This is a genomic window from Paeniglutamicibacter kerguelensis, assembly GCF_017876535.1.
GTDB lineage: Bacteria > Actinomycetota > Actinomycetes > Actinomycetales > Micrococcaceae > Paeniglutamicibacter > Paeniglutamicibacter kerguelensis.
The window spans coordinates 2,407,062-2,424,792 of the sequence record NZ_JAGIOF010000001.1 but is presented as its reverse complement, the minus strand read 5'-3'; the positions used below and the strand labels follow the sequence as shown (position 1 = coordinate 2,424,792).

Sequence of the window (17,731 nt, the reverse complement as noted above, 5' to 3'; positions counted from 1 at the left end):
GAGAACATGAATTCCCGCACGATGGATTCCCCGACGACGGATTCCCGGACGCCTGCGCACGAAGCCTTCTCCGGGGGGCCTGCCTACGCCCAGGACCCCGCGCAGCAGGAACTGGTCGACCTGGAGGCGGGCCACGGTCCGCTGCTGGTGCTCGGCGCCCCCGGCACCGGGAAAACCGCCACGCTGCTGCGCATGCTCACCTCGCGGCTGGACCGCGGGCTGGACCCCGAACACCTCCTGGTGCTCTCGCCGACCCGTGTTGCCGCGGCCCAGCTGCGCGACGACCTGTCCGCCAGCACCGAAAAGACCTTCTCCGAACCCGCCGTGCGCACCTGGTCCGCCTACGCGTTCGACCTGATCCGCCGCGCGCGGCTCGACGGGCTGCTGCCGCAGCTGCAGCGCCCGCCCCGGCTCCTCTCCGGTCCCGAGCAGGACACGCTGATCGGGCACCTCCTGGAGGGGCACGCGCAGGGGTTCACCCCCGCGCCGGAATGGCCGTCCTCCCTGGGTGAGGCCGTAGGCACCCGCGGTTTCCGCAAGGAGCTGCGCGAGCTGTTCGACCGCGTCTCCGAACACGGGCTCGATGCGGGCGAACTGCAGGACCTGGGCGAAGCGCTGCACCGCCCCGAATGGGTAGCCGCCGCGCAGTTCTACCAGGAGTACCGGGACCTGCTGGACCTGGGCAGCGCCGAGGCCTTCGACCCCGCCGGGCTGATCGCCGAGGCCGCGTACCTGCTGGAATCGAACCCGGAATTCCTGGCCGCCGAGCACGAGCGCCTGCACCTGGTTTTGGTCGATGACCTGCAGGAAGCCAACCCGGCGCAGCAGCGGCTGCTCTCCATGCTGGCCCGCGGGCGCGACCTGGTCGCCTTTGCCGTGCCCGACAACGTCGTCCAGGGCTTCCGCGGCGCGCGCCCGGACCTGCTGGGCGATTTCGCGTCCCTGCACGGCACCGAGAAGGCGCCGGCTCGCACGTTTGAACTCCGCACCTCCTACCGGCTGAACCCCGGGCTGGCAGAGGTCTGGGGCCGGGTGGCACGTCGCATCCCGGTCTCCGCCGGCGCCGCCGGCAGGACGCTCGTGGCAAGCGAGCTTGAATCAGAAAACCCCGATGCCGACGCCGCTGTGGCTGCCGAGACCCATGCCGTTGCAGGGCTCGCCGACAGCGACACCGCGGAGCCCGACGAGACCGGCAACCCTGCGGCGTTGGAGGTCCTGCTCGTCGACTCGCCCATTCACGAACAGCGCCTGGTCGCCCAGCGGCTGCTTGAGGAACACCTGATGAACGGGCGCGCCCTGGACTCCATGGCCGTGGTGCTGCGCAACGGCGGCCAGGTGCGGGCCATGTCCAAGTACCTGGCGGGAACCGGGATCGCGGTGAACACCCCGCCGGCGGAAACCCCGCTGCGGGAGGAGCCTGCGGTGCGCCCGCTGCTGGACTTGATGCAGCTGGCACTGGACCCGGAGAAGATCCCGGACCCGCTGCTGCTTCAGGAATTGTTGATGTCCCGCTACGCGACCTCCACGGCGCTGGACGTGCGCAGGCTGCGCCAGGGGTTGCGCCGCCACGAGGTGGCCGAGGGCGGGCAGCGGTCCAGCGCGGACCTGCTTGCCGGCATGCTCGAGCAACTTCCCCTGATGGAGACCATGGGCCGGGAAGCGGCCGGCGCCAGACGGCTGGCCCGCATGTACCAGGCGCTGAAGGGCGAGCTGGCCGCGCCGAACGTGAACGCCGAGACCGCCCTCTGGGCGTTGTGGGCCGCCAGCGGCATGGCCGAGAAGTGGACGGAGACCGCCTTGGGCGGAGGCGTGCTCGGCGCCCGCGCGGACCACGACCTCGACGCGATGCTGGCGATCTTCCAGAGCGCCGAACGCTTCGTCGACCAGCTCCCGGGCTCCAGCGTGCAGCAATTCGTCGACCACGTGCTGGGCCAGGAACTGCCCATGGACACCCTGGCCAACCGCGGCGGGTCCGCCGCCTCCGTGCAGGTGCTCACCACCGCCGCGGCGGCCGGGCGCGAATGGGACCTGGTGCTGATCCCCGGCATGCAGGAGGGCATCTGGCCCAACACCCGGCTGCGTGGCGAACTGCTGGGCGGCGGGGCGCTCAGCGACGTCATCGAACACGGCCCGCAAATCCTGCCCACCCGCAACATCGCCGCCCGCCTGCGCGAAACCCGGGCCGACGAGCTGCGCACCTTCGCCAACGCCATCTCCCGCGCCCGCCAAAAGGTCGTCTGCATCGCCGTGGCCTCCGAGGACGCGCAGCCCTCGTCGTTCCTGGACGTGGTGGACCCGCACGGGGCGCTCGAACCCCGGCGCCCGGTCTTTGTGCCGCGCCCGCGCACGCTCGGCGCGCTGGTCGCCGAACTGCGCCAGGCCGCCGAGGCCACCGCGCTGGACCCGGAGCGGGCCCCGCTGCACGCCGACGCTGCCCGGTCCCTTGCCATGCTGCTCAGGGCGCCCTTCCCGATACGCGGCGTGCACCCCAACAGCTGGTGGGGGCTGCAGGAGGCCACCAGCCACGGACCGGTCACGCCGGTGGGCGAACCGGTGAAGGTTTCCCCCTCCAAGGTCGAGTCGGTCATGAACTCCCCTCTGAACTGGTTTGTGCAGGCCGCCGGGGGGGAGGCCGCCACCGACTTCGCCCGGAGCCTTGGCACCCTGGTGCACTCCATCGCCGAGGAATACCCGGAGGCCAGCGGCGGGCAGTACCTGGAGGTGCTCGACGAACGCTGGCCGGAACTCGAAATGCCGGAGAACTGGGAGGGCGCGCGCGACCGCGAGCGCGCCGAGTCGATGCTCAAGAAGCTCGCCCAGTACTCGATCATGATGCGCGGGGAAAACCGCAGGCTGATCGGGCGGGAAATCCCGTTCGACGTGACGATCCCCGGCGACAAGCGCGACGCGCTGCTGCGCGGGGTGGTGGACCGGGTGGAGGCCGACGAGGCCGGAAACCCCTGGGTCGTGGACCTGAAGACCGGCAAGTCACAGCCCAGCGGCAAGGACGTCGAACGCCACCCGCAGCTCGGCGCCTACCAGGCCGCCGTCATCAACGGTGCGCTCGCCGGCAAGACCGCCGAGGAACTGACCACCCGGCCGGCCGGCGCCTCGCTGGTGCAGCTGGGCACCAACACCAAGAGCCCGCGCGAGCAGGCCCAACCGCCGATCATCGACGAGGACTGGGCCACCCCCATGGTGCTCCAGGCCGCCGAGCTGATGGGCGAGGCCGACTTCCTGAGCCGGCACGATCCCGCCCGCGGCGGGCGCAGCGGCAGCAGCTGCCGGCTGCCCAGCATTTGTCCGCTCTGTAGCGAAGGAAAACAGGTGACCGAGCCGTGAGCCGCCCCATGATAGACCCGCAGGAAACCGCCGCCGACGAGCGGGGCCCGGTCCGCGTCTACTCCCCGGAGGAACTCGCGGACCTGCTCGGCCAGCACCAGCCGACCGCCGAGCAATCAGCGATCATTTCCTCGCCGCTGGAACCGTTGCTGGTGATCGCCGGCGCCGGGTCCGGCAAGACCGCCACCATGGCCGACCGCGTCATCTGGCTGGTGGCCAACAAGCTGGTGCGCCCCGAAGAGATCCTCGGGGTGACGTTCACCCGCAAGGCCGCCGGGGAGCTGGCCCAGCGCATCCGCGGGCAGCTGGAAAAGCTCGCCCGCTCCGGCCTTTTGGAACTCGAGGAGGGGGAGGGGCTGCTGGATCCCAGCGTCTCCACCTACCACTCCTACGCCAACACCATCGTGAAGGAACACGGGCTGCGCATCGGGGTCGAGTCCGACACCGCGCTGCTTGGCACCGCACAGGCCTGGCAGGTCGCGGCCGCCGTGGTCGAAGACTACACCGGCGACTACGAGCACCTAGCCTCGTCCAAGAACACGCTGATCGATGCGGTTGTCACCTTCGCCGGGGAATGCGCCGAACATCTCATGCCGCCCACCGATGCCAAGGCCTGGGTCGACGAGCTGGTGGCCAGGCTGGAGGCCCTGCCGTACCGGGTGGACAAGCAGGCCGCGCCCTCGCTGGAGGCGCGCAAGCTGCTGGACAAGCTGCGCACCCGTTCCACGATCGCCGAGCTGGCCGTCGAGTATGCGCAGGCGAAGGCCGCGCGCGGCGCCCTGGACTACGGGGACCTCGTGGCACTGGCAGCCCGCATCGCCCAGGAGATCCCGGAGGCCTCGGAGGGGGAACGCGCCAAGTTCAAGGTGGTGCTGCTGGACGAGTTCCAGGACACCTCGCACGCGCAAATGGTGCTGTTCTCCTCGATCTTCGGCGGCGGGCACGCGCTGACCGCGGTGGGCGATCCCAACCAGTCGATCTACGGTTTCCGCGGCGCCAGCGCCGGGCAGCTCTTCCGGTTCCCCGTCGAGTTCCCCGCCATCGACGGGGAGGGCCTGCGCCCGGCATCCGTCGCGTACCTGAGCACGGCCTGGCGCAACTCCATCAACGTGCTGGAGGCGGCGAACGCCGTCTCCGCGCGGCTGAATTCGGCGGCGGTCTCCGGCATCGCCGTGCCGTCGCTGAAACCCAGCGCCTTTGCCGGCACCGGGGTGGTCGAGCTGGCCCGCCATGCCACGGGTGCCCAGGAGGCGGCGGCCCTGGCCCAGCGCTTCATCGCCGAGCGCCACTCGTTCACCCAGGAACACGGCAGGCACCCGTCGATGGCGGTGCTCTGCCGCACCCGATCGCAGCTGACCCCGATCTCCCGCGGGCTGGAGGACGCCGGCATCCCCTATGAGATCCTGGGCCTCGGCGGCCTGCTGAGCATGCCGGAAGTCACCGACCTGGTGGCAACGCTGAACGTGCTGGTGGACCCCAACCGCTCGGACCACCTGCTGCGGCTGATCTCCGGGGCCCGCTGGCGCATCGGACCGGCCGACCTGATGGCCTTCGCCGACTGGTCGCGTTTCCTGGCCCGGCGCCGCGAGTTCGCGCTCAAGGACGGCGGCACCGAGAACCTCGAGCGGCCCGACGGGACCGAGGAAATCATCAGGGCCGAAGCCCGCGCCGAACTCAACGACGCCGCCAGCCTCGTCGAGGCCCTCGATTACCTGCCGCACCGCGACTGGGTCAGCGGGGACGGGCGTGCGCTCAGCCCCGAGGCCCTGGGCCGGTTGACCAAGCTTCGTGACGAACTGCGCTACCTGCGCGGTTTCATCGACGACGACCTGGAAACGCTGCTGCGCGAGACCGAACGCACCATGGGCCTTGACCTGGAGGTCGCCGCCAAGCCAGGCGTCGGAATCCACGAGGCGCGCCGCCACCTCGACGCGTTCGCCGACATCGCCCAGGACTACGCGCGTTCATCGCTGCGCGTCGACCTGGCCGGGTTCCTCACCTGGCTTGAGGCCGCCGCGGAAAAGGAGGGCGGGCTGGCGATCGTCCAGGCCGAGTCCAACCCGGAGGCGGTGCAACTGCTGACCATCCACGCTTCCAAAGGGCTGGAGTGGGACGTGGTGGCGGTGACGGGGATGAACGACGGCGTCTTCCCCAGCGCCAACGATTCGCGCTGGACCAGCGGGGACGCCGCCCTGCCCTGGCCGCTGCGCGGCGACAAGCACGATTTGCCGCAATGGGACACCGACCAGGAATCGCTATTCGACGCGGTCAAGGCCGAGGGGATGTTCAAGTCCGAGGTCCTGGCCCACGCCGAAATGGAGGAGCGGCGTCTGGCGTACGTGGCGCTGACCCGTGCCAAGAGCCTGCTGATCTGTTCGGCCACGGTGTGGACCGGCACGCGCACCAAGATGACCGAACCCTCCGGCTTCCTCGGCGACATGTTGCCGCTGGCCGATGGCCCGACCCCCTCGGCGCACATCACCACGTGGGTCGAGGACGACCAAGCCCCGGAGGCCAACCCGTTCCGTGAGGAGCCGCTGGAAGCACGCTGGCCCTACGACCCGCTGGAAGGCCCCGTTGTGGTCGGGGGAGGGACGGTGCGTCCGCGTCCGCCGGGACGCCGTGCCGCACTCGAGGCCGCAGCCCGATCGGTGCTCGGTGCCGCGGGATTCCCGGTTGCCGCGCCCGAGGCCTCGTCCGAGGCTCCGCCCGAAGAATCCGCCGAACCCATCGAGAACGATGCCGGGGCCTCAGTAGGCGAAGTGGATGCCTCCTGGCAGACGCCCATCGGTGAAGCCTGGCTGAAGGAAACGAACCTCTTGGTGGCCAGGTTGGCGGCGGAGTCCGCGGAGGTGCGGACCACCAGCGTGCCCAAGCACGTCCGCGCCTCGGTGTTTGTCGAACTGGCCACGGACGCCCAGGGGGTGCTGGACGATCTGCGCCGGCCGGTTCCGCGCCGCCCGGGCACTGCGGCACGCCGCGGCACCGCCTTCCACGCCTGGCTGGAAGAGTACTTCGACTCCACCGGAATGCTTGACCTTGGCGAATTCATGGGTGCGGCGGACGCCTACATCGACGAGGCGTTGGACCTGGAAGAGATGAAGGACGCGTTCCTGAAATCCGAGTGGGCCCAGCGTCAGCCGGCCCACGTGGAGGCCGCGATCGAGACCCGGATCGGACCGGTCAGCGTGCGTGGCCGCATCGACGCCGTCTTCCAAGAGCCCGACGGTTCATGGCTGCTTGTCGATTGGAAGACCGGACGGGTGCCGCGAGGGGATGACCTGCGCAGCAAGTCGTTGCAGCTGGCCGTCTACCGGCTGGGCTGGGCGCGTCTGCTGGGCATCGACGTGGAACAGGTTCGCGCCGCGTTCTACTACGTTGGCTCCGGCATCACGATCAGGCCGCATGACCTGGCCGAGGAGGCGGAACTCGAGGCGTTGATCAGCGAGTCAATCGGCACGCTCAACGGCTAGTTGCTTCAGCGGAATGCGCAATGGGTCGGGAAAACGGATAATCCGTTTTCCCGACCCATTGGCAAACCTGCGGGTGTTTACAGTCCCGGAATGCTGATGACCTCGGTGGCGGCGGGGGCCTTGTGGGGTGCCACAGCGTTCCAGTCGCTGAAGCTCATCGTGCCTGTCCCGTCGGTTGTCGAACCTGTTGCTTCGATCTTTAGCAGGTTGGGCTCGCCCTCTGCGGCAATCCAGAAGTTCGTTTCGTCGCCGACGTACTTGAACGTCTTCACTCCGTTGAGGTCCTCGAGGGACTTGGCCGTGACCTTGGGGCCCCCACGCTCACCATCTTGTCCGTTCCAAGGCTTTCGAGCATTGAGCCGAGATTGAAGTTGCCGAACTGGCTGGCATCCTTCACGGAAATCCATTTGTCGCCGGCCATGGTCGCAAGCATGCCGGCAGCTTCCTTGCCCGCCGTTTTGGCGAGGAATTCCTTGTCGGCCTTCATGTAATTGGAGCCCTCGATGGACAGCAGCTCGAGAGTGCCATCCTTCGTCGTGATGGTCGCCTTGGTGTTGGAACCTTCCTTGTTTCCGGAAAGCATGATCTTCGCGCTCTCGGAGCCGCTCGAAATGTTGCCGTTCAACGTTACCGAGGTCGCCTTGTTCATGGCGGCGACCGTCTTCGGGAAGACTTCAGTAGCATCCGGCACCGTGATCTGCGCGGCCTCCGGGGTGTTTTCGGCCCCTGCGTTGGTGGTGCCTGCCGGCTTGTCGGATGCGCTGGAGCATCCGGTCAGCGCCAGAAGTACTCCGGCAGTAGTTGTCAGCAGTATGGCCCTGCTTTTGAGGTTCTTCATGATTGTGTCTCCGCGGTGCATAGGGTGATGGAATTCAGGTCACCGACGTCAAAACGCAGCAGCCCACCGCACAGTCTACTGAATGGATTAATTGAACCTACACTCTCGATGGGCGGAGACGGCCGCCTGAATTCCGTACCTGCCGGCTACTTCGAATCGAGAGGCTGGACCGGAATTGCGGTCGTGTCCGGACCGGACACTTCTTGGAGTTCGCTGACCTTGGCCGATTCGTCGTGGTTGGCGTCATCGGCGGCAACGGGATCGGCAGAGACGGCCCCGGAAACGGCCCTGAGCGGTGCCGGCAATTCGCCGTGCTGCGCTTGGGGCTCGGGCGTGTCGGAATCACCAGCCGGTTCTCCGCCGTCAATGGGAAGAACTCGAGGCGCGGACTTGGGCTGCGCCGGGACCGGGACCGGCGCAGCGACCGGGGCGGAGACGGGAGAAGGAATCAGCCGGATTGCATTGGTTGCAGGTTCCGTGTCATCGGAATCACGTGCCTCCCCGGGAGATCCGGCCGACTGTGGCGTGGCTGCAACGGCCACGGGAACCGGCGACGCCACCACGGCCTCGACCCGTGTGGCACGCGGTGGCTCAACCACGCTGATCGGCTGCCCGCCGTATTCGGCGATGTCGTTGTCCAACTCCTCGAGCATCGTCTTGGCCTCGGCAATTCGCTGGACGTCCTCGCTGGCAATGGCCTTGACCAGCCACTGCGCCAGCGCGAACTCGGCGGCAAGAGCTGCGCGGCGCATGATGTGTGGATCGGCGCGGTCGCCGCGAACTGCGACGTAGCCTTCGAACGCAGCATCGGCAAAGGACTGTTCGTGCACGGCGGCCAGCCAGGCGAAGTCGTCGGCAGGGTCGCCGACCTGCAAGTCCGTCCAGCCGGTCACGGCGACAACCTTCGCGTCCTCGACCAGAAGCTGGTCCTCGTGCAGGTCCCCGTGGATGACGGTCGAGTTGAAGCGCCACAGCGCCACGTCCTCCAGTGCGTGTTCCCAGCGGCGCAGCAGGCGGGACGGGATCATCCCAGTGGTCGCGGCCGCGTCGAGCTCGTTCAGGCGGCGCTGGCGCACCTGTTCGGAGGTGTAAGACGGCAGGTCCGCGCGGTCGATGGCAGACTTCGGCATCGAATGGATCGCGGCCATGACGGCACCCAGGTCCTGGGCGCAGCGGGAACCGAGCCCCACCAGGTCCTCGAGGGAGTACTGCTTGCCCGGGAGGTGGTTGTACACGAAGGTCCGCAGCGTGCCCTGGCGCACAGTGCCGGCGACGGAGGGAAGCTGGAAGGGAAGCGAGGCACGAATGCCTGCGGAAAACGCGCGCAACGCCGCCAACTCGGATTCGAGCCTGATGCTGGCCTCGTCATGGCGCGGCGAGCGCACGCGCCAGCGGTTTTTGGCGGCGTCGACGATGAGCACCGAGTCAAAATCATCACTGTCATCCGGCAATGAGGCCACGCCCGTGGGGGCCAAGCCGGGGACCGCGGCGGTGGCGATGGCAGCGAGTTCCATGGGAGAGCGTTTCACATCCTCCACCGTAGACCGCCGGTGCCGTCTGCGTCCTGCCGCGAGGCGGCGAGTCGCGTGATTTGCGCCCAAACCCAGCCGATTCGCAGCTTGGATGTGGCACCGGCAACGTTTCAAGACCCCGGGTCGGGCCGACCGGTGCGAGTGTCGATCGGGCGATCCGGCCGGCCGTTCAGCCGTAGGCACGCCAGGGCCCATGCCCGGGCGTGCCTTCGGGCACAGAAACCCCGTGCGGGCGTGCGGGAGTAGGTGTTGGGCGGTGAGGATCAGTACGGTTAGGGGTATGAGTGAAACAGCGCAGCCCGCAGGCCCGACCCACCCGGCCCTCGGAGCCCTGCCGCTGGCCCGCGAATCGGTCGACAGGCGCTGTGAGCGGCGCACCGAAGCCGACTGGTTGGAGCGGCTGGGCAAGGACTCGGAGACCGGCAACCTGATCCTGGTCGGCGGGCGGGCGCACGTGCGCGACGGCGCCCTGGAACTCGTGGCCCGCGCGCAGGTCCCGGCCGGCGGCACGGAGATCTACCTGGGCTTCGACGGAACGCGCGAGATCGTTCTTCACTCCTTCCACGACGATCCCGGGGAGCTCACCAAGGAGCGGACCGGAGCGGACCCCGGTGAGTGGCTGGGGTTGCGCGATGTCGCCGCCGGGCTGGGACCGCGCGATGCCGGCCTCTTTGTGGAGGCCGTCGCCATCGCCAACTGGAACCATTCGATGCAATATTGCCCGCGCTGCGGCCACCACCTGGAGCCAGCCGCCTCCGGCTGGGTCAAGGCCTGCCCGAACGACGCTTCCGAGCACTTTCCGCGCACCGACCCCGCCATCATCGTTGCCATCACCGACAAGGACGACCGGCTGCTGCTGGGCGCGAACGCACAGTGGGGCGGCAAGCGTTTCTCAACGCTTGCGGGATTCGTGGAACCGGGGGAGTCGCTGGAGTCCGCGGTTGTCCGCGAGGTGGCTGAGGAATCCGGCGTCTCGGTTGCCAACCCGCGCTACATGGGCTCGCAGCCCTGGCCTTTCCCGTGCTCGCTGATGCTCGGGTTCAGGGCCACGGCGCTGGGCACCGAACTGCGCCCGGACGGGGTGGAGATCATCGACCTGCGCTGGTTCACCCGCGAGGAACTCGCCGCGCAGATCCGCTCCGGGGAGATCGGGGTGCCGGTCGGCGTCTCGATCGCCAGCGCCCTGATCGAAGACTGGTACGGCGGCGCGCTGCCCGAACCCGAACACCTGGAGAACTAGAACGCCCATGGCATCCCTCGAAGACCGCATCCTCGCCGGGCTGGACGCCGAGCAGCGCCAGGTGGCAACCACGCTGAACGGGCCGCTGTGCGTGCTCGCCGGCGCAGGCACCGGCAAGACCCGGGCCATCACCCACCGCATCGCCTACGGCGTGCACTCGGGCGTCTACAAGCCCAGCTCGCTGCTGGCCGTCACCTTCACCGCCCGGGCGGCCGCAGAAATGCGCTCCCGCCTGCGCGAGCTCGGAGCAGGGGCCGTGCAGACGCGCACCTTCCACGCCGCGGCGCTGCGCCAGCTGCAGTACTTCTGGCCGCAGGCCATCGGCGGTTCGCTGCCGGGCATCGTCGACTACAAGGCGCCGCTGATCACCGAGGCCGCCCGACGCCTGCGCACCAATGCCGACCGCGCCACGGTCCGCGACCTTGCCGCGGAGATCGAATGGGCGAAGGTCTCGATGCTCACCCCGGAGAGCTACGTCGCCGCCGCGGCGGACCGCGGGCAGCCCGGCGGGCTGGACACCATCACCGTCTCGCGCATCTTCCAGTCCTACGAGGACGTGAAGACCGACCGGCAGTACATCGACTTCGAGGACGTGCTGCTGCTGACCGTCGCCATCCTGGAGGACGACGAGCGGGTTGCGGCCTCGGTGCGCGACCAATACCGCCACTTCGTGGTCGACGAATACCAGGACGTTTCCCCGCTCCAGCAACGCCTGCTCGATTTGTGGCTGGGCGGTCGCGACGAGCTCTGCGTGGTGGGCGACGCCTCCCAGACCATCTACTCGTTCACCGGCGCCACCCCGCGCCACCTGCTGGACTTCCCCGCGAAGTACCAGGACGCCCCGGTGGTCAAGCTGGTGCGCGACTACCGCTCCACCCCGCAGGTGGTGCACCTGGCCAACCGGGTGCTCGCCGCGCGCAGGCCCGAGCCCGGGGTGCCGGACCGCGACATTGCCTGGCCGACGCCGCTGGAGCTGATCGCCCAGCGCGACCCCGGGCCGGAGCCGGACTTCATCGAGGCCAAGGACGACGAGGCGGAGGCCGCCGAGGTCGCCGCGCGCATCAAGAAGCTGCTGGCCGCGGGCACCCCAGCATCGGAAATCGCCATCCTGTACCGCACCAACGGGCAGTCCGAGGCCTACGAGCAGGCGCTCACGGCGCAGGGCATCGGCTACCTGCTGCGCGGCGGTGAACGCTTCTTCAACCGCCGAGAGGTGCGCGACGCGATGCTGCAGCTACGCTCCGCCTCCCGCACCGCCGCCGACGAATCGGTCCCGCAGCTCACCCGCGACATCCTGGTCTCGCTGGGCTACAGCAACATCGCTCCCAGCGGAGGGGGGGCCGTGCGCGAGAAGTGGGAGTCGCTCTCCGCGCTGGTAGGCCTCGCCGACGAGATGGCCGCCGCACGGGTGGACGCAGACACCCCGTTCACGCTGCACGCCTTTGTCACCGAGCTCGAGGAACGCTCCGCCAGCCAGCACGCACCGACCATCCAGGGCGTCACCCTGGCCTCGCTGCATGCGGCCAAGGGCCTGGAATGGGACGCGGTGTTCCTGGTCGGGCTCTCCGAGGGGCTCATGCCGATCTCCTTCGCCGATGACCAGGCCGGCTACGACGAGGAACGCCGGCTGCTCTACGTGGGCATCACCCGCGCCCGCGTTCACCTCTCGCTGTCCTGGTCGCTGGCCCGGACCCCCGGCGGGCGCGCCCACCGCAGGCCCTCCCGCTTCCTCGACGGGCTGCGCCCGGCCGGCAGCTCCCGCACCCAGGGAACCGCCCGCGCCGCCAAGCGCAAGGCGCTCGCCGGACCGCCGACCTGCCGGACCTGCGGCACCCTGCTCAACGGCGCGGCGGAGCGCAAGCTCGGGCGCTGCGGCAATTGCCCGGCCGGGTACGACGAGGCGGTGTTTGAGAACCTGCGGTCCTGGCGGCTGCAGATCGCCCAGGCCAACTCGCTTCCGGCGTTCGTGATCTTCACCGACGCCACGCTGATGGCGATCGCGGAGGCGAACCCCGGTGACCTTGCGGCGCTGGGGCTCGTCTCCGGCGTGGGTCCCGGCAAGCTCGAGCGCTACGGGGACGCGATCCTGCAGATCCTCGGATCGGCGTAGCGGAGCCTGGGACCTGCAGCCCCCACACGGCCTACGCGGCCTGCCCGTCCAGGCAGGTGCACCCGGGCCGTTGACGCGCCGGCACCTGCCGCGTGGCCCCAGTGGCCAGGTCGCACAGGATCATGGCCTCCGCCGCCGCGGGCACGTTGACCTCGTCGAGCGCCATGAGGATCTGGGTGGCGGCGGTGCCCGCCGCCGTGGCAGCGAGGCTGGCCTCCGGCCGCACCGGATGCTGGCGCCCGAGGTGCCCGCCGGGCGGAACGATGCGCAGCGTGGGATCGCACTGTTCCCACGCGCAGGCATCGCACATTGTCAGCCCCGGGATCACCATGGGCCCGATGCGCACCCCGGCGTCGGTGAAGAGGATCGGCAGCAGCCGTTCGTCCTGCGGCAGCAGGCCAAGGTCCGGCAGCAGCCCGCCGGCGATCACCACCGCCAGGTCCACCGGCGCCGCATCGGGCCCGCGCTGCGCGGTTTCGGCGAGCGTGAGCCGCGGGTACGTTTGCGCCAGCGCGCGCGAGGCAGCCCTGGCGCGCAATTGCCCCACGCTGTTGATGCCGGTGGTTGCCGCGCCGAGGTCTTCCGGCTGCATGCGATCCGCGTCGCACAGCAACAGGGACCCGATGCCCGAGGCGGCCAGGATGCCCGCCAGCATCTGCCCGGTCCTGCCCAGGTGGTGGATGGCGACCCGTGCGTTGGCCCGCTGCCGGAGCACCGGTCCGGCGTCCAGCTCATAGGCCGCCGACCACTGCAGGATGTCCGGGGTGAGCCGGGAACTGCCCGGCGCGTCCGCCGCGGCCCGGGCCGCAGCCCCGGAGGCGGAAACCCCGGAGGAGGAAGAAGCAGAGGCCGTGGCAGGACCCGGCGAGGGGAAGGCGGCCGCGGCCGGTTCGATGAGCACCGGGCGCAGGACGGACAGGAGCGCCTTTTGCCGTTCCGGCGGCAGGAGCGGTGCCGCCGCGGGCTCGCCCGCCGGCTCCCGCCCGCACAGCGAAAGCACGAATTGCTGCTCGGCGGGGTCCAATCCGGTTATCCACCGCGCACGGTGCCCGGTGCCGATCTGGATGGTGCCCTCCACTATGCTGAGTACCTGTAAACCCGGGTTGATCCTCATGGTGCTGCCCCTTTCATCGTGAGCCGATCGGCTTCCACCAGCCCATGGTGGCATCGTCCCGACGGGTTTTGGGCGCTATCCACAAGGCGGCGCGGGCAAGTGCCGAAGGCACGGAGCGGCAGCATCGTCGGCCGTGGCCAGCGGGCCGGAAAGGAACAGAGAATGCCAGTCCACCCATCGACCATCGAGTTTGTGAACGACTCCGGCACGCCGATCCGGGTGGTGCGCTCCACCCGGCGCCGGAAGACGATCTCCGCCGTGTGGAAGGAAAGCACCATGGTGGTCTCGGTTCCCGCGGGGCTGACGCACGATGCCGAGCGGATCCTGGTGCTGGACATGGTCAAGAAGCTGGAGCGGAAGGTGGCCCGGGCCGTGGTGCCCGATGCCGATGCGCTGCTGCTGGCCCGCGCGCGTGCCATGGACGCCGAGCTCTTCGGCGGCCGCGCGGCACCGGCTTCGGTGCGCTGGGTGGGCAACCAGACCCGCCGCTGGGGATCTGCCAGCCTGCGCAGCCGCAGGATCCGCCTCTCCGACCGGCTGCGGGGCATGCCGCAGTGGGTGCAGGACTACGTCCTGGCCCACGAGCTGGCCCACTTGGTCGAGCCGCGCGACGGCCACGGGCCTCGTTTCAAGACAGAGTTGTCCCGCTTCCCGCGTGTCCACGACGCAAACATCTTCCTCGCCGGTGTGAGCCACGGGTATGCGACAAAGCCGTACGCCACCTCCGGGGGAGCGTCCGGGGCAGTGCCGGACGCAGCCGGACTTCCGCTCGCCGATGACGACGACTTCGACGATTTCGAGGCGGATGACGGGGACCACGAGCGGTTCTGACGGCCCGCACTCCAACGCAAGAAACGATGGCCGGCGGCTGCCGACACCACCATCCGGTGTGTCGGCAGCCGCCGGCCATCGTTCATGAAATACGTGCCGGGCCGGTTGGCCGGGGCTACTTGCCCTGCGGTTCCCCGTCGGCGGGCGCGTCGCCCTCGGTGTCCTCGTCGCCGTCGGATTCCTGGTCGCCGGCATCCTCTGCATCCGCCTCCGCAGTGTCCGCGGCCTCGGGCGCATCGAAGCCGCCGGAGAGCAGCTTGCTCAGCGCCGCGTCGATGTCGTCCATGCTGGCCTCGGCAAGCTGGCGGCGAGGCGTGAAGCCGGCCGGATCCTGCAGGTCCTCGCTGGTCGGCATGAGGTCCGGGTGGTCCCAGACGGCGTCGCGGCCCTCGATGCCGCGCTCGTCGAGCAGGTGCGCCCACAGTGCGGCGGCCTCGCGCAGGCGTCGCGGACGCAATTCGAGGCCCACCAGCGAGGCGAAGGCGTTCTCGGCGGGCCCGCCGGAGGCCCGGCGGCGGCGGATGGTCTCGCGCAGCGGGCCGGCGCTGGGCAGGTTGACCGCCGCGGCGGCGACAACCTGGTCGACCCAACCCTCAACGAGCGCCAGCACCAGTTCAAGCTTCTCCAGCGCGGCGTCCTGTGCCGGGGTGCGCTTGGGCATGAACAGGCCCTCGCCCATGAGCGACTGCATCGACTCGGGGTTCATCGGGTCGATGTCGCGCACCGCATCCTCGATGCGGGACATGTCGATGTGGATGCCGCGCGCATACGCCTCGATGGCGCCGATCAGCGTCGAACGCAGCCACGGCACCCGGTTGAACAGGCGGACGTGGGCGCATTCGCGCAGCGCGGCGAAGAGCAGGATTTCCTGTTCGGGCACCTCCAGGCCCTCGCCGAACGCGGCGAGGTTGGTCGGCACCAGCGCCGGGGCGGAGCCGGCCAGCGGCAGCCCGATGTCGGTGGCGCCCAGCACGTCCTTGGCCAGGCCTCCCACGGCGGTGCCCAGCTGCATGCCGAACATGGTGCCGCCCAGCGACTGCAGCATGCCCTGCGCGCCGCCGATCATCGGGCGCATCTGCTCGGGGATCTGTTCGGTCAGCGCCAGGGTGATGGCCTTGCCGACGCTGATCGCCACCGGTTCGGTCAACGACTTCCACACTGGCATGGTCTTCTCGACCCATTCGGTGCGGGAGAGCGCGCGGCAGGTGCTGCCGTCGCCCTCGAGGGCGGTGGCAGCATCGAGCCACAGGTCCGCCAGCTGCGCGGCGTTTGCGATCGCGGAGGCGCGGGCGGCGGAAACGGAGGGGTCGTCGCCGACGATGGACTGGCGGGCGGTGTCGGTCGCCATTTTCCAGTTCACCGGGCCGGAGCCGCCCTGCGACATCGCCGCCATCATCGCCTGGGCCTGGCGCATCATCTGCGCCATGGCATCGGGGTTGTTGCCCACGCCCATGGCCTCGCCAAGCCCGGCGGGAAGGTTCTTCGGGTCGAATCCACCCGCGCCGCCGAACAACGCTCCGAACATTTCGGAGAAGGGGTCCTTCGGGTTCTCGTCGTTGTTTTCGGAATCATCGGGACGGTTTGATGGGGGGTTCTCAGCCATGTTTCAACGGTACCCCGGCCCCGGCGCATCGACCCACGGGCCGCGAAGCCAGTTCGCTGTGGGCACATCGGAAAATGCTGTGAACTCCGCCCGATGCGCCGTTGACAGGGGCTCCGGCCGCCCGTGCTTGTAGGCTGGAACGGTGCCAACCGAATGGCCGCGGGGCTCGGACAGGGTCCGCCTCGCCGGCCAGTTCAACATGAAAAACATGAAAGAGGAACCGTGCCAGCAGTGCCAGGACCGCCGGAGTCGTCGATGAACGACGCTGCTGCCCCGAACCCGCAGATGACAGGCGACCCCGACGGCGCCGACCACCGGCCGTTGCTGCGCCGGCGCAGCACATCCGCCGCAGGTGCCCAGGGCGCCCCGCAGTCCGCGGCGGCTCGCCGCGGCAGGTCGATCGCCGGATGGATCATCGTGGGAACCATCGCCCTGGCGGCCATGCTTCCCACGCACTTCGTGGTGGAATCGGCTGGCCCGGCGCTGAACACCATCGGCGAGGTCGATGGCACCGCGATGCTGACCGTCACCGGCAAGCCGACCTACCCGACCAGCGGCGCGCTGGACATGACAACCGTTTACGTGCAGGGCGGCGGGCAGCAGCGCCTGGGCTTCTTCAACGTGCTCTCCGGGTGGATCAACCCGCGGCAGGACGTGCTGCCCGAGGAAATGGTGTTGCCGCGCGGCACCACCAGCGAGCAGCAAAGCGAACAGAACACCGTGATGATGGACGACTCGCAGCAGCTCTCCACCGCCGCGGCGCTGCACGAGCTGGACATCCCGTTCACCCAGCACCTGTCCGTCGCCGGGTTCGCCACGGAACAGAACGCGAAGGCGCTGAAGACCGGGGACCAGCTGGTCGCCATCAACGGGACCACGGTCACCGACCTTGCGCTGCTGAAGGACGAACTCCAGAAGGCGGGGGAGAAGCCCAGCGAACTGGAGATCCTGCGCGACGGCAAGCCCCTCACGGTCACCGTCAACACCACCGCCGGGCCAGGCGGCCAACGACAGCTGGGCATCCTGCTGGGCAGCGGCTTCGATTTCCCTGTGGACGTGACGTTCGGGCTGGAGAACGTCGGCGGCCCGAGCGCCGGCATGATGTTTGCCCTCGCCATCGTCGACGAGCTGACCGAGGGTGAAATGACCGGTGGCAAACACTTCGCCGGCACCGGCGCGATCACCGCCGACGGCCAGGTGCAGCCCATCGGCGGCATCGCCCAAAAGATGGTCGGTGCCAAGTCCAACGGCGCGCAGGTATTCCTGGCCCCGGCGGAGAACTGCACGGACGTGGTCGGTCGGGTCCCCGCGGGGCTGGACGTGGTGAAGGTCGAAACCTTGGATCAGGCACGCGCCGCGGTCGAAGGAATCGGCGGCGGGAAGGACCCGAAATCCTTCCCCACTTGTCAGTAAACACTCAGGTTCGGGCGGGTTTTGCCGGGTTTTGTCCGGTAACTGTCACAATTTACGCACTATTGCCTATGAATGCCTGTGGCTTTTGAGTTCTTGCACCGGATGCAGGGCAGAATGGATAGCAAAGTCCTTGTTCGAGGTGCGCCTCCCCGGCGTGCTGAATCGGTTCCAACGGTGAGGTAAAAATTGAGTTTTGGCACTGGCAACCCCTTCGGAGGCCCGCCGCGCGGCCCCG

At 69.2% G+C, this 17,731-nt stretch carries 11 protein-coding genes; 6 read left to right on the top strand and 5 right to left on the bottom strand.

What is annotated here, in order from left to right; genetic code table 11:
* Window positions 1-6 precede the first annotated feature (6 nt).
* Window positions 7-3,342 (top strand): ATP-dependent helicase, encoded by a 3,336-nt coding sequence (locus JOF47_RS10955; protein WP_245356343.1) that lies wholly within the window; start codon window positions 7-9, stop codon window positions 3,340-3,342.
* A gap of 8 nt (window positions 3,343-3,350) precedes the next feature.
* Complete coding sequence (locus tag JOF47_RS10950) at window positions 3,351-6,815, top strand: ATP-dependent helicase (protein ID WP_210001574.1); 3,465 nt, start codon at window positions 3,351-3,353, stop codon at window positions 6,813-6,815.
* 77 nt (window positions 6,816-6,892) lie between these two features.
* On the opposite strand, the gene JOF47_RS10945 is transcribed toward JOF47_RS10950, so the two are convergent.
* The 3 genes from JOF47_RS10945 to JOF47_RS10935 form a co-directional block, all read right to left on the bottom strand.
* Window positions 6,893-7,087, bottom strand: coding sequence for a hypothetical protein (locus JOF47_RS10945; RefSeq protein WP_209997729.1), 195 nt, complete (start codon window positions 7,085-7,087; stop codon window positions 6,893-6,895).
* Complete coding sequence (locus JOF47_RS10940; protein WP_209997728.1) at window positions 7,084-7,653, bottom strand: hypothetical protein; 570 nt, start codon at window positions 7,651-7,653, stop codon at window positions 7,084-7,086. Before JOF47_RS10940 ends, JOF47_RS10945 begins: the two co-directional genes overlap by 4 nt.
* Before the next feature lie 146 nt (window positions 7,654-7,799).
* Window positions 7,800-9,182 (bottom strand): phosphotransferase, encoded by a 1,383-nt coding sequence (locus tag JOF47_RS10935; RefSeq protein ID WP_342592757.1) that lies wholly within the window; start codon window positions 9,180-9,182, stop codon window positions 7,800-7,802.
* Window positions 9,183-9,465: 283 nt separating this feature from the next.
* Between JOF47_RS10935 and nudC the strand changes: the two genes are divergently transcribed.
* Together nudC and JOF47_RS10925 are read left to right on the top strand one after the other, a co-directional pair.
* Window positions 9,466-10,425, top strand: a complete 960-nt coding sequence (gene nudC, locus JOF47_RS10930; RefSeq protein ID WP_209997727.1) for an NAD(+) diphosphatase — start codon at window positions 9,466-9,468, stop codon at window positions 10,423-10,425.
* A gap of 7 nt (window positions 10,426-10,432) precedes the next feature.
* Window positions 10,433-12,535, top strand: a complete 2,103-nt coding sequence (locus JOF47_RS10925) for an ATP-dependent DNA helicase UvrD2 (RefSeq protein WP_209997725.1) — start codon at window positions 10,433-10,435, stop codon at window positions 12,533-12,535.
* Window positions 12,536-12,566: 31 nt separating this feature from the next.
* Here JOF47_RS10925 and JOF47_RS10920 read toward each other — a convergent pair whose 3' ends face one another.
* Complete coding sequence (locus JOF47_RS10920) at window positions 12,567-13,649, bottom strand: ThiF family adenylyltransferase (RefSeq protein WP_209997724.1); 1,083 nt, start codon at window positions 13,647-13,649, stop codon at window positions 12,567-12,569.
* A gap of 162 nt (window positions 13,650-13,811) precedes the next feature.
* On the opposite strand from JOF47_RS10920, the gene JOF47_RS10915 reads away from it, so the two are divergent.
* Window positions 13,812-14,480, top strand: coding sequence for a M48 metallopeptidase family protein (locus tag JOF47_RS10915; RefSeq protein ID WP_209997705.1), 669 nt, complete (start codon window positions 13,812-13,814; stop codon window positions 14,478-14,480).
* Between the two features lie 115 nt (window positions 14,481-14,595).
* On the opposite strand, the gene JOF47_RS10910 is transcribed toward JOF47_RS10915, so the two are convergent.
* Entirely contained in the window at window positions 14,596-16,083 is a 1,488-nt protein-coding gene (locus JOF47_RS10910) for a zinc-dependent metalloprotease (RefSeq protein WP_209997704.1), read from the bottom strand.
* Between the two features lie 222 nt (window positions 16,084-16,305).
* On the opposite strand from JOF47_RS10910, the gene JOF47_RS22345 reads away from it, so the two are divergent.
* On the top strand, window positions 16,306-17,496 hold the full coding sequence (locus tag JOF47_RS22345; protein ID WP_209997702.1) for a YlbL family protein: 1,191 nt from the start codon (window positions 16,306-16,308) through the stop codon (window positions 17,494-17,496).
* Window positions 17,497-17,731 lie beyond the last annotated feature (235 nt).

Excerpts from the sequence above, each read along its gene's own strand:
- JOF47_RS10955 (WP_245356343.1), top strand. The coding sequence starts at position 7 with ATGAATTCCCGCACGATGGATTCCCCGACGACGGATTCCCGGACGCCT.
- JOF47_RS10950 (WP_210001574.1), top strand. The coding sequence starts at position 3,351 with ATGATAGACCCGCAGGAAACCGCCGCCGACGAGCGGGGCCCGGTCCGC.
- JOF47_RS10940 (WP_209997728.1), bottom strand. The coding sequence starts at position 7,653 with ATGAAGAACCTCAAAAGCAGGGCCATACTGCTGACAACTACTGCCGGA.
- nudC (WP_209997727.1), top strand. The coding sequence starts at position 9,466 with ATGAGTGAAACAGCGCAGCCCGCAGGCCCGACCCACCCGGCCCTCGGA.
- JOF47_RS10925 (WP_209997725.1), top strand. The coding sequence starts at position 10,433 with ATGGCATCCCTCGAAGACCGCATCCTCGCCGGGCTGGACGCCGAGCAG.
- JOF47_RS10920 (WP_209997724.1), bottom strand. The coding sequence starts at position 13,649 with ATGAGGATCAACCCGGGTTTACAGGTACTCAGCATAGTGGAGGGCACC.
- JOF47_RS10915 (WP_209997705.1), top strand. The coding sequence starts at position 13,812 with ATGCCAGTCCACCCATCGACCATCGAGTTTGTGAACGACTCCGGCACG.
- JOF47_RS10910 (WP_209997704.1), bottom strand. The coding sequence starts at position 16,083 with ATGGCTGAGAACCCCCCATCAAACCGTCCCGATGATTCCGAAAACAAC.